Origin of the sequence: Kitasatospora sp. NPDC090091 (assembly GCF_044747365.1) — a bacterium.
Taxonomy (GTDB): Bacteria; Actinomycetota; Actinomycetes; order Streptomycetales; family Streptomycetaceae; genus Kitasatospora.
Window position 1 is genome coordinate 337332 of record NZ_JBIVDY010000001.1, and the last position, 12651, is coordinate 349982.

General features: G+C 71.9%; 6 protein-coding genes. 4 read left to right on the plus strand and 2 right to left on the minus strand.

Features of this window, described 5'->3' with window-relative positions:
- Positions 1-202: 202 nt before the first annotated feature.
- From gltB to ACIPSC_RS01535, 4 genes are all read left to right on the plus strand, one after another.
- A complete protein-coding gene (gene gltB / locus ACIPSC_RS01520) occupies positions 203-4804 on the plus strand; it encodes a glutamate synthase large subunit (RefSeq protein WP_400822480.1) in 4602 nt (1533 codons plus the stop codon).
- Positions 4797-6326: a glutamate synthase subunit beta gene (locus ACIPSC_RS01525; RefSeq protein WP_400822171.1), complete on the plus strand. Its 1530-nt coding sequence runs from the start codon at positions 4797-4799 to the stop codon at positions 6324-6326. Before gltB ends, ACIPSC_RS01525 begins: the two co-directional genes overlap by 8 nt.
- Before the next feature lie 308 nt (positions 6327-6634).
- Positions 6635-7501 (plus strand): helix-turn-helix domain-containing protein, encoded by an 867-nt coding sequence (locus tag ACIPSC_RS01530; protein WP_400822173.1) that lies wholly within the window; start codon positions 6635-6637, stop codon positions 7499-7501.
- A gap of 80 nt (positions 7502-7581) precedes the next feature.
- Positions 7582-9039, plus strand: a complete 1458-nt coding sequence (locus ACIPSC_RS01535) for an aldehyde dehydrogenase family protein (RefSeq protein ID WP_400822174.1) — start codon at positions 7582-7584, stop codon at positions 9037-9039.
- Positions 9040-9248: 209 nt separating this feature from the next.
- On the opposite strand, the gene ACIPSC_RS01540 is transcribed toward ACIPSC_RS01535, so the two are convergent.
- Together ACIPSC_RS01540 and ACIPSC_RS01545 are read right to left on the minus strand one after the other, a co-directional pair.
- Positions 9249-11078, minus strand: a complete 1830-nt coding sequence (locus ACIPSC_RS01540) for a 5'-nucleotidase C-terminal domain-containing protein (RefSeq protein WP_400822175.1) — start codon at positions 11076-11078, stop codon at positions 9249-9251.
- A 311-nt stretch (positions 11079-11389) separates the two neighbouring features.
- On the minus strand, positions 11390-12058 hold the full coding sequence (locus ACIPSC_RS01545) for a LuxR C-terminal-related transcriptional regulator (RefSeq protein ID WP_400822482.1): 669 nt from the start codon (positions 12056-12058) through the stop codon (positions 11390-11392).
- Between the last annotated feature and the right edge of the window lie 593 nt (positions 12059-12651).

Here is a 12651-nt window from a genome sequence, read left to right on the forward strand (position 1 = left end):
ACAATCGTCGGGACGTGCACCGTGGCATGTCCTCCCTCCACCCTTGACCTGCGGGTCCGTCCGCGATGTGGACCGGATATTCCGCTTTCCGGGTTCTTGGGCATCATGTAACTTGCACGAAATCGCATCAGGGCCAACGTCGTCCCTACTGCACCTGCACTTGAAGAAGACGACGACGGGAGAGCCGATGCTGTCTGCATCCATGCACTCCGCCAACGAGCTCCAGGCCGGCGCAGCCCGCCCGCCGTACGCGCTCGTTCCGGATGCGCGACCTGCTGCTCAGGGCCTGTACGACCCGCGGAACGAGCACGACGCCTGCGGCGTCGGCTTCGTCGCCACGCTGACCGGCATCGCCGACCACAAGATCGTCGAGCAGGCGCTGACCGTCCTGCGGAACCTGGAGCACCGGGGCGCCACCGGTGCCGAGCCGGACTCCGGCGACGGCGCCGGCATCCTGACCCAGATCCCGGACGCGTTCCTGCGCACCAAGGTCGGGTTCGAGCTCCCCGCCGCCGGCGCCTACGCGGTCGGCATCGCCTTCCTGCCCGACGAGGACGCGGCCGACGCCGCCGCCGTCGCGAAGATCGAGGCCGTCGCGGCCGAGGAGGGCCTGACCGTCCTCGGCTGGCGCGACGTCCCGGTCACCCCCGACCTGCTGGGCGCCACCGCCCGCGGCGTGATGCCGCGCTTCCGGCAGCTCTTCCTGGGCAAGGACGGCGTCGAGGGCCTCGCCCTCGACCGGATCGCCTTCGTCGTCCGCAAGCGCTCCGAGCGCGAGGCCGGGGTGTACTTCCCCTCGCTCTCCGCCCGCACCATCGTCTACAAGGGCATGCTGACCACCGGGCAGCTGGAGCCCTTCTTCCCCGACCTGTCGGACCGGCTCTACGCCTCCGCGCTCGGCCTGGTGCACTCGCGCTTCTCGACCAACACCTTCCCGAGCTGGCCGCTCGCCCACCCGTACCGCTTCGTCGCCCACAACGGCGAGATCAACACGGTCAAGGGCAACCGGAACTGGATGACCGCCCGGGAGTCCCAGCTCGCCACCGACCTGATTCCGGCCAACGAGAACGGGCAGGGCCTGGAGCGGATCTTCCCGATCTGCACCCCGGACCACTCCGACTCGGCCTCCTTCGACGAGGTCCTGGAGCTGCTCCACCTCGGCGGCCGATCGCTGCCGCACTCGGTGCTGATGATGATCCCGGAGGCGTGGGAGAACCACGCCACCATGGACCCGGCCCGCCGCGCGTTCTACCAGTACCACTCCAACCTGATGGAGCCCTGGGACGGCCCGGCCTGCGTCACCTTCACCGACGGCACCCAGATCGGCGCCGTGCTCGACCGCAACGGCCTGCGCCCGGCCCGCTACTGGATCACCGAGGACGGCCTGGTCGTCCTCTCCTCCGAGGTCGGCGTGCTCGACATCGAGCAGGACAAGGTGGCCAAGAAGGGCCGCCTGCAGCCGGGCCGGATGTTCCTCATCGACACCGCGGAGCACCGCATCGTCGAGGACGAGGAGATCAAGTCCGCGCTGGCCGCCGAGCACCCCTACGAGGAGTGGGTCGCGGCCGGCCAGATCCAGCTCGCCAAGCTCCCCGAGCGCGAGCACATCGCGCACACCCACGCCTCGGTCACCCGCCGCCAGCAGACCTTCGGCTACACCGAGGAGGAGCTGCGGGTCATCCTCGCGCCGATGGCCAAGACCGCCGGCGAGGCACTCGGCTCGATGGGCACCGACAGCCCGATCGCCGCGCTCTCCGAGAAGCCGCGCCTGCTGTTCGACTACTTCGTGCAGCTCTTCGCGCAGGTCACCAACCCGCCGCTGGACGCCATCCGCGAGGAGCTCGTCACCTCGCTGCTGTCCAACCTCGGCCCCGAGGGCAACCTGCTGGGCGCCGAGGCCGCCTCCTGCCGCTCCGTCGGCATCACCTTCCCGGTGATCGACAACGACGAGCTGGCCAAGCTGGTCCACATCAACCACGACGGCGACCAGCCCGGCCTCAAGGCCGTCACGCTCTCCGGCCTCTACAAGGTCGGCGCCGGCGGCGAGGGCCTGGCCGCCCGCCTGTCCGCGATCGCCGCCGAGGCCGACGCCGCGATCGCCGACGGCGCCCGGATCATCGTGCTCTCCGACCGGCACTCGGACGCCGAGCACGCCCCGATCCCCTCGCTGCTGCTCACCTCCGCGATCCACCACCACCTCATCCGCACCAAGCAGCGCACCCAGGTGTCGCTGCTGGTCGAGGCCGGCGACGTCCGCGAGGTGCACCACGTCGCGCTGCTGATCGGCTACGGCGCCGGCGCGGTCAACCCCTACCTGGCGATGGAGTCCGTCGAGGACCTCGTCGCCCAGGGCACCTTCCTGACCGGCATCGAGCCCGAGAAGGCCATCAAGAACCTGATCAAGGCGCTCGGCAAGGGCGTGCTCAAGGTCATGTCCAAGATGGGCATCTCCACCGTCGCCTCCTACCGCGGCGCGCAGGTCTTCGAGGCGATCGGCCTCTCCGAGGAGCTGGTCGGCGCCTACTTCGCCGGCACCACCACCAAGCTCGGCGGCATCGGCCTCGACGAGATCGCCAAGGAGGTGGCCGCCCGCCACGCCAAGGCCTACCCGGCCTCCGGCATCCCGGCCGCGCACCGCGCGCTGGAGATCGGCGGCGAGTACCAGTGGCGCCGCGAGGGCGAGCCGCACCTGTTCGACCCGGACACCGTCTTCCGGCTGCAGCACTCCACCCGCAACCGCCGGTACGACATCTTCAAGCAGTACACGGACCGGGTGAACGAGCAGTCCGAGCGGCTGATGACGCTGCGCGGCCTGTTCCGGCTGGACGCGCTCGGCCGCACCCCGGTGCCGGTCGAGGAGGTCGAGCCGGTCTCCGAGATCGTCAAGCGCTTCTCCACCGGCGCCATGTCGTACGGCTCGATCTCCCGCGAGGCGCACGAGACCCTCGCCATCGCGATGAACCGCCTCGGCGGCAAGTCCAACACCGGTGAGGGCGGCGAGGACCCGGACCGCCTGTACGACCCGGAGCGCCGCTCCGCGATCAAGCAGGTCGCCTCCGGCCGCTTCGGCGTCACCTCCGAGTACCTGGTCAACGCGGACGACATCCAGATCAAGATGGCCCAGGGCGCCAAGCCCGGCGAGGGCGGCCAGCTGCCCGGCCACAAGGTCTACCCGTGGGTGGCCAAGACCCGGCACTCGACCCCGGGCGTCGGCCTGATCTCCCCGCCGCCGCACCACGACATCTACTCCATCGAGGACCTGGCTCAGCTGATCCACGACCTCAAGAACGCCAACCCGGCGGCCCGCATCCACGTGAAGCTGGTCTCCGAGGTCGGCGTCGGCACGGTCGCGGCCGGCGTCTCCAAGGCGCACGCGGACGTGGTGCTGGTCTCCGGCCACGACGGCGGCACCGGCGCCTCGCCGCTGACCTCGCTCAAGCACGCGGGCGGCCCCTGGGAGCTCGGTCTCGCCGAGACCCAGCAGACCCTGCTGCTCAACGGCCTGCGCGACCGCATCGTGGTGCAGACCGACGGCCAGCTGAAGACCGGCCGCGACGTCGTGATCGCCGCCCTGCTCGGCGCCGAGGAGTTCGGCTTCGCGACCGCCCCGCTGGTGGTCTCCGGCTGCATCATGATGCGCGTCTGCCACCTGGACACCTGCCCGGTCGGCGTCGCCACCCAGAACCCGGTGCTGCGCGAGCGCTTCTCCGGCAAGCCCGAGTTCGTGGTCAACTTCTTCGAGTTCATCGCCGAGGAGGTCCGGGAGATCCTGGCCTCGCTGGGCTTCCGCTCGATCGAGGAGGCCGTCGGCCACGCCGAGCACATCAACGCCCAGGCCGCGATCTCGCACTGGAAGGCCGCCGGCCTCGACCTGGCCCCGCTCTTCCACGTCCCCGAGCTGCCCGAGGGCTCGGCCCTGCACTGCACCACCACGCAGGACCACGCGCTGGACAAGGCCCTCGACAACCAGCTGATCGAGCTGGCCGAGGACGCGCTGGAGCGCGGCGAGGCCGTCCGCATCCAGCTGCCGATCCGCAACGTCAACCGCACGGTCGGCACCATGCTCGGCCACGAGGTGACCAAGCGGTACCGCGGCGAGGGCCTGCCCGAGGGCACGATCGACGTCACCTTCACCGGCTCGGCGGGCCAGTCGTTCGGCGCGTTCGTGCCGAAGGGCGTCACCCTGCGCCTGGAGGGCGACGCCAACGACTACGTCGCCAAGGGCCTCTCCGGCGGCGTGGTGGTCGTCCGCCCGGCGCGCGACGCCGCCGCGATCGGCGCCGACGCGCAGAACCACGTCATCGCCGGCAACACCATCGGCTACGGCGCCACCAGCGGCCGCGTGCACCTGCGCGGCAAGGCCGGCGAGCGCTTCGCCGTCCGCAACTCCGGTGCCACCCTGGTGGTCGAGGGCGTGGGCGACCACGGCCTGGAGTACATGACCGGCGGCCGGGTGGTCGTCCTCGGCGAGACCGGCCGCAACCTCGCGGCGGGCATGTCCGGCGGCATCGCCTACGTGCTGGACCTGCGCCCCGCGAACGTCAACGACGGCATGGTGGGCATCGAGGCCCCGACCGCCGACGACCGCGACTGGCTGCGCGAGACCGTGCAGCAGCACTACGAGGAGACCGGCTCCACCGTCGCCGCCGAGCTCCTGGCCGACTGGGGCAGCGGGGTCTCCCGCTTCTCCAAGATCATGCCGACCGACTACAAGGCTGTGCTCGCCGCCAAGGACGCCGCTGAGCGCGATGGCCTCTCCGAGGCCGAGACCACTCGCAAGATGATGGAGGCGGCACGTGGCTGACCCCAAGGGCTTCCTGACCACCGACAAGCAGCTGGCCGAGCGCCGGCCCGTGGACGTCCGTCTGCGGGACTGGAACGAGGTCTACGTCGAGCGCAGCCTCCTGCCGATCATCACCAAGCAGGCCGGCCGCTGCATGGACTGCGGCATCCCGTTCTGCCACAACGGCTGCCCGCTCGGGAACCTCATCCCCGAGTGGAACGACCTGGCCTACCGGGACGACTGGACCGGCGCCATCGAGCGGCTGCACGCGACCAACAACTTCCCGGAGTTCACCGGCCGCCTCTGCCCGGCTCCCTGCGAGTCGGCCTGCGTGCTCGGGATCAACCAGGACGCGGTGACCATCAAGAACGTCGAGGTCACCATCATCGACAAGGCCTGGGACCGGGGCGGCGTCACGCCGCAGGTCCCCGAGCGGCTGTCCGGCAAGACCGTGGCCGTGGTCGGCTCCGGCCCGGCCGGCCTGGCCGTCGCCCAGCAGCTCACCCGGGCCGGGCACACCGTGGTGGTGTACGAGCGCGCCGACCGCATCGGCGGCCTGCTGCGCTACGGCATCCCCGAGTTCAAGATGGAGAAGCGCCACATCAACCGCCGCATCGAGCAGATGCGCGCGGAGGGCACCCGGTTCCGCACCGGCGTCCACGTCGGCGAGGACATCACCGGCCAGCAGCTGCGCGAGCGCTTCGACGCGGTCGTCGTCGCCGCCGGTGCCACCACCGCGCGCGACCTGCCGGTGCCCGGGCGCGAGCTCAAGGGCATCCACCAGGCCATGGAGTACCTGCCGCTGGCCAACAAGGTGCAGGAGGGCGACTTCGTCGAGTCCCCGATCAGCGCCAAGGGCAAGCACGTCATCGTCATCGGCGGCGGCGACACCGGTGCGGACTGCCTCGGCACCGCGCTGCGCCAGGGGGCGGCCTCGGTCACCCAGCTGGAGATCATGCCGCGCCCGAGCGACGCCCGCCCGGGCCACCAGCCCTGGCCGACCATGCCGATGACCTACAAGGTGACCTCCGCCCACGAGGAGGCCGTCTACGTCCGGGAGACGAAGACGGTGGCTAACCAGGCAGAGGGACCCTCCTCGCCGGAGGCGGGCAAGGAGGGACGTATCTACGCCGTCAACACCACCCACTTCAGCGGCGACGAGGACGGCAACGTCCAGGAGCTGCACCTGGTCGAGGTGGAGTTCAAGGACGGGAAGTTCGAGCCGGTGCCCGGCACCGAGCGGTCCATCCCGGCGCAGCTGGTCACCCTGGCCATGGGCTTCACCGGCACGGACGTCAAGAACGGCCTGGTCGAGCAGCTCGGCGTCGACCTGGACGCCCGCGGCAACGTGGCGCGGGACGGCAGGTTCGCCACCAACGTCGACGGCGTCTACGTCTGCGGCGACGCCGGCCGCGGCCAGTCGCTGATCGTCTGGGCCATCGCGGAGGGCCGTTCGGCCGCCGCCGCGGTGGACAAGTACCTGGGCGGCAAGACCCCGCTGCCCGCCCCGATCCGCCCGACGGACCGCCCGCTGGTGGTCTGACGCACGCCCGAGCCCGCCGGCGGCCCCACCGCCGGCGGGTCCGGACCCCCTGTCGCCCGGTGCCGCATCACCGGGAGTTCGAGCCGCTGCCCCCGCCAGCGTTGCCGGGCCTGCACGGTGCCATGGCGCCTGCCCTCTCCCCGACCAGTGGAGGGCGGGCGCCTTCGTGCGTCCGGCGTACGCCCGGCGAGCGTCCGTCCCGGAACCGCCCCTGGAGCGGGGGCGCTGACGGACTGTTGTTTGTCGGTGCCAAGTGGCAGACTGCGGCCGACGGCCGGGGGGCTGCGCGAGGTGCGGAGGGTGACGCGATGAGCACGACTCAGGCTGGCGGGGGTGCCACGGTACGGCGCCTGCTGCTGGGTTCCCAGCTGCGCAGGCTCAGGGAGGCCCGGGGCGTCAGTCGCGAGGAGGCCGGCTATTCGATCCGCGCGTCCGAGTCCAAGATCAGCCGGATGGAGCTCGGCCGGGTCGGTTTCAAGGAGCGCGACGTCGCCGACCTGCTCACCCTGTACGGCGTCGAGGCCGAGCAGGAGCGGGCCTCCGTGCTCGGCCTGGTCCGCGCCGCCAACGCCACCTCCTGGTGGCACACCTACGGCGACGTCCTGCCGGGCTGGTTCCAGACCTTCCTCGGCCTGGAGGAGGCCGCCGCCGAGATCCGCAGCTACGAGGTCCAGTTCGTCCACGGGCTGCTGCAGACCGCCGACTACGCCCGCGCCGTGATCACCGCCGGCGGGCACGTCACCGAGCCCGCGGAGGTCGAGCGCCGGGTGGAGGTCCGGCTGCGGCGCCAGCGGGTGCTCACCGCCGAGCAGCCGCCCCGCGTGGTGGCCGTCCTGGACGAGGCGGCGCTGCGCCGTCCCTGGGGCGGGTCGGAGCTGATGCGGGCGCAGATCGACCGGCTGCTGGAGCTCACCGACCTGCCCCACGTGTCGATCCAGGTGATGCCGCTGGGCTTCGGCGGGCTGCGCGCCGAGGGCGGCGCGTTCACCGTGCTGGGCTTCGCCGAACCGGACCTCGCCGACGTCGTCTACCTGGAGCAGTTCACCACCGCGCTGTACCTCGACAAGCCGGCCGAGGTGGCGGAGTACGTGGCCGCGATGGACGGCCTGGTGGCGGACGGGCTCTCCGCCGAGCGGAGCCGGGAACTTCTGCGCTCCGTCCGCCAAGAGCTGTAGTCCGTAAGTACGATGAGTCTCGGTCAGATCTGATCGAGAGGGCCCCTGACGCCTTCCCGAATCGGCACGAGAGGGATCAGATGTCGTACTTCTCCGAGTTGGCGCTGCAGTACATCGACGGCCAGTGGCGCGACGGCAGCGGCTCCTGGGACATCGTCGACGTCGACCCCTTCACCGGTGACAAGCTCGCCACCATGACCGTCGCCACCGTCGAGGAGGTGGACCAGGCCTACCGGGCCGCCGAGCGGGCGCAGAAGGAGTGGGCCGCCACCAACCCGTACACCCGGCGGCTGGTCTTCGAGCGCGCGCTGCGGATCATCGAGGAGCGCGAGCAGGAGATCACCGAGGCGATCATGGCCGAGCTGGGCGGCACCGCGCTCAAGGCCGGATTCGAGCTCGCCCTCACCAAGGACATGCTCCGCGAGTCGATGCAGCTCTCGCTGCGCGCCGAGGGCCGGCTGCTGCCCTCGCCGGTGGAGGGCAAGGAGAACCGCCTCTACCGCCTGCCGGTCGGAGTGGTCGGCGTGGTCAGCCCGTTCAACTTCCCGCTGTTCCTGTCGATGAAGGTGGTCGCGCCGGCACTCGCGCTCGGCAACGGCGTGGTGCTCAAGCCGCACCAGGAGACCCCGGTGGTCGGCGGCACCCTGCTCGCCAGGATCTTCGAGGAGGCGGGCCTGCCGTCCGGCCTGCTCAACGTCGTGGTCACCGACATCGCCGAGATCGGCGACGCGTTCATCGAGCACCCGGTGCCCAAGGTGATCGCCTTCACCGGCTCCGACCGGGTCGGCCGGCACGTCGCCACCGTCGCGGCCTCGCACTTCAAGCGGACGGTGCTCGAACTCGGCGGCAACAGCGCCCTGATCGTGCTGGACGACGCCGACCTCGACTACGCCGTGGACGCGGCGGTGTTCAGCCGCTTCGCCCACCAGGGCCAGGTCTGCATGGCGGCCAACCGGGTGCTGGTGGACCGCAGCGTCCAGGCCGAGTTCACCGAGAAGTTCGTCGCCAAGGTCGCCTCGCTCACGGTCGGCGACCCGCGGGACCCGGCCACCCAGATCGGCCCGCTGATCAACCCCGTCCAGGCCGACGCCATCACCGCCCAGGTCGACCAGGCGGTCGCGGCCGGCGCCACCGTGCTGCTGCGCGGCGAGACCAACGGCTGCCTGATGGACCCGGTGGTCCTCGGCGACCTGCCCGCCGACGCGCCCATCCTGCAGCGCGAGCTCTTCGGCCCGGTGGTGCTGGTGGTGCCCTTCGACGGCGAGGACGAGGCCGTCCGGCTGGCCAACGACACCCCGTTCGGCCTCAGCGGCGCCGTCCACACCGCCGACGTCGAGCGCGGGGTGCGGGTGGCACAGCGGATCGAGACCGGCATGATCCACGTCAACGACGGCACCATCGCGGACGAGCCGGTGGTCCCGTTCGGCGGCGAGAAGAACTCCGGCGTGGGGCGCCTGAACGGCGAGTCCACCGTGGACGCCTTCACCACCGTGAAGTGGATCTCCATCCAGCACGGGCGCAGCCGCTTCCCGTTCTGACCGGCGCCACCGCGGGTGGCTTCGAGACGGCCGGGAGCCCCGCCGCCCCTCCCCGGGGCCGGCGGGGCTCCGCCGTTCCCCGCCTCCGGCCGGCCGATGCCGAACCGGGAAGGCGGACACCGAACCGGGAAGGCCGAACCGGGAAGGCGGACGCCCCGCCACCCGGGGAAGTGGGTGGCGGGGCGTGGACGGCAGGCGGTCCGGGAGGATCAGAAGACCGGCTGGCCGGCCCGGACCAGGCGCCAGGACTCGGCGGCGAAGTCGGCCGGGTCGATGACGCCCTTGGCCTTCACCCACGCGATCATCGCGTTGCGGATCTCGTCCGAGTTGGCCCACACCTTCTGGGCGGCCGCGACGTGCGGGAAGTTGCCGCCGCCGTTGGCACGGTAGTTGTTGACGGCCAGGACGAACTGGGCCGACGGGTCGAGCGGCTTGCCCTCGAAGGTGAGGTTCACGATGCGCGAGCCGACCGGCTGGGCGATGTCGATGTCGTAGCTCAGGCCGTACACCGAGTCGTAGTTGTAGTCCGGGGTGTTCTGCGCGTTGGTCAGCGTGGCCTTGTCCACCGGCGCGCCCGGGGCGAGCTGGTTGAAGTACCGGGCGGAGAACTCCAGGTAGTCCTTCAGCTGGGCGCCCGTGAGGATGCGGGCCTCCAGGGTGTTCTCGTAGATGTACAGGCCCGCCGCGTCACGCAGCTTGACCTGGCCGGCCGGGATGCGTGCGGTGCGGTTGAACGGCGCGGCCTGGGCGAGCACCGGCAGCTTGGCGTACTGGCCGCCGGCCAGCGCCTCCTTCACCACGTCGGCCTGGACGCGGCCGATCAGGTCGATGATCGGGGTGTCCTTGTACGGCGCCTCGGCGATCGACAGCTCGATCTTGGCGGTGCCGATGACCTGGTTGACGTACGCGACCACCTTCTTGTGCTGGTCGGACATCAGGTTGACGATCTCCGGGTCCTCCGGGACGGTGTTGGAGTTCAGCACCCGGGAGGAGAGCGAGACGACCTTCCAGGCGCCGCGGTCGAACTCCACCTCGAAGTCGAAGCAGGTCAGCCGCTGGCCCCAGCAGAGCGGCTCGGAGAGCACGACCGTCCTGCCGGTCTCCTTGTTGACGACCAGCCGCTGCGGGATCTCCTTGTGCGCGTGGCCCACCAGGACGGCGTCGATCCCGGGCACCTGCTCGGCCAGCGCGACCGAGGCGTTCTCGGCCCAGGGCAGCTGGTCGCCGTAGGAGGTGGCCTCGTCCATGCCGGAGTGGCAGGCGACCACGACGACGTCGGCACCGGCGGCCCGGACCTTCGGCACCCAGACCTTCGCCGTCTCGACGATGCCCGGGAAGGTCATCTTGCCGGCCACGTTGGCCTTGTCCCAGATCGCGATGCCCGGGTTCGTCAGGCCGAGGATGCCGACCTTGAGGGCCGGGCCGGAGCCGAGCTTCAGCTTGCGGATGACGTAGGGCGGGAACGCCGGCTTGTCGTTGCGGGCGTTCAGCGCGTTGGCGCCCAGCAGCGGGAAGTCCAGCTGCTCCTCGTAGGCGCGCAGGGTGTCGATGCCGTAGTTGAACTCGTGGTTGCCGAGCGCGGCGGCGGTGTACTCCATGGTGTTCATGGCGAGCGCCATCGGGTGCTCGGGCGCCGTGTCGGCCTCGGTGGCGATCGGCTCCACACGGGCGTAGTAGTACGTCAGCTGGGTGCCCTGGATGGTGTCGCCGGCGTCGATCAGCAGGCAGCGGTCCCAGCCCTTCTCCTCGCGGACCTGCTTGGCCAGCGTGGAGATCTTGGCGAGGCCGACCTCGTTGTGCGCCTTGTCGGCGTAGACCGCGTCGGTGAAGTAGTCCCAGTTGAGCACCCGGCCGTGCAGGTCGGTGGTGCCCATCACGGTGAAGGCCTGCTTCTTGTTCGGCTTGCCCTTGGCCACGGCGTCGTCCGGGCCGGCCGCCGCGGCGGGGGAGGCGGCGGCGAGGCCGGCGCCCCCGACGAGGGCGGCGCCGGCGGCGGTGGCGGCGGACCGGGTGACGAAGTCACGGCGGTTCAGGGGCATGGACGACTCTCCCGGGTGGGCGGCTGCGACGGACCGTCAACGATGGTGTGGTGACGCGCGTAGAGGTACGCGCGTAGAAGTGTGCCGTGCGACCAGGCGGATTGATAGTCCCCGGACCTTTCCAAGGGGTGAGATCTTGGCGACTCCTTCGTGACGTGGACGGGTCGGTGCTGAGCACTCGTCAATCCCCGGGACGCCCGGTGGGGACGCTCCCGGAAGTGCGGGACGCCCGCCCGTCCGCGCTCGGGGTTGCGGACGGGCGGGCGTTGGCGGGGCGGGGCAGCCGTGACCGGCCCTCGGTCGGACAGGGCTTAGATGTAACCCTCGCGGACGGCGTGGGCGACGGCGTGCGCCCGGTTGCGCAGCTGCAGCCGCGTCGTCAGGCCGTGCAACACGTTCTTGACGGTGCGCTCGGAGTAGGACAGCCGGGCCGCGATCTCCCCGGTGTCCCAGCCCTCGGCCACCAGCCGCAGCACATCGGCCTCGCGCTCGGTCAGCCCGGCCGGGGCACCGCCCGGCATCCCCTGGACGCTCCGCTGCAACCGGCCCACCTGGGTGATCAGCCGGCCCAGCAGATCGGCCGGCAGGTCGCCGTCACCGCGCGCCGCCGCCTGCACCGCCCGGCCCAGCCGTTCGGCGGTCGCCTCCCGGCGCCAGAGGATCGCGGCCACTCCGCACTCCACGGCCTCCAGCAGCTCGCTCTCGCGCATCCGCTCGACCACCAGCACCACCCGCTGCTCGGCGCCGCGCACCAGCTTGCGGAGCGTCGCCACCACCGCGGCGTCCGCCTGTTCGGCGAGAAGGACGGAGACCGCGCCGGGACCGGCCGCCGCCTCATCGACCAGCTCCAGGCCCGGGTCGCGGCGCAGCTGCGCCTCCGCGCCGGCCCGTGAGATCGGGTCCGCGGCCCGCACCACGACGGCGGTCCGGCCGACGGCGGCCGGGGCGGTGCCGGGCCGGCCGACATGGTGGGCGGGCAGCGGCCGTGGGGCCGCCGAGGTCCGCGGCAGCGCCGCCGCCCCGGGGACACGCCGGGCCACGCCGCGGCGGTCGTGCTCGCTGTGCAGGACAGTCAATCTGGCCCCCTCCAGGAGAATCGCGGCCCGCCCGCCGGACGGCCGGCCCGCTGCGCCGAGGGGGGCGCCGCCCGGTGAACGGGCGGGGCGGGTGCCGTGCGGTCGTGCGGCCCGGGAGCGACGGTGCCCCCGAGGACCTCCATGCTTCCCTCCGGGACCGGCCGCGGCCATCGTGGTCCACCACGAGATCGGCGCCGCCCGCCTGGCATCGCCGCAGCGCAGCAGTGCCGCTCCCGGCCGCCGCGCGGACGGGGGTAGGGTGCCGTCCGGGGGACGGGGCCGGAGCGGTGCGTGCACGAGCGGGCAGCCGGTCGGCCCGGCACCGCGCAGCGCGGGGTTCGCCCGGCGGCCCGGCCGTGCCCGGTCGTGCCTCGCCGGGAGAGGCCGGACGGCGTCACCGCAGTCGGCCGACCTGCCCGAACGGACCCGGTCGGTCCGGTCGCTCCGGTCCGCTCTCGGTGGCTTCGGTCGCTTCGGTCGCTTCGGGAGGTCGAGGC

Bases quoted from the DNA above. Each gene is read 5' to 3' on its own strand.
- gltB (WP_400822480.1), top strand. From the start codon at position 203: ATGCACTCCGCCAACGAGCTCCAGGCCGGCGCAGCCCGCCCGCCGTAC.
- ACIPSC_RS01530 (WP_400822173.1), top strand. From the start codon at position 6,635: ATGAGCACGACTCAGGCTGGCGGGGGTGCCACGGTACGGCGCCTGCTG.
- ACIPSC_RS01540 (WP_400822175.1), bottom strand. From the start codon at position 11,078: ATGCCCCTGAACCGCCGTGACTTCGTCACCCGGTCCGCCGCCACCGCC.
- ACIPSC_RS01535 (WP_400822174.1), top strand. From the start codon at position 7,582: ATGTCGTACTTCTCCGAGTTGGCGCTGCAGTACATCGACGGCCAGTGG.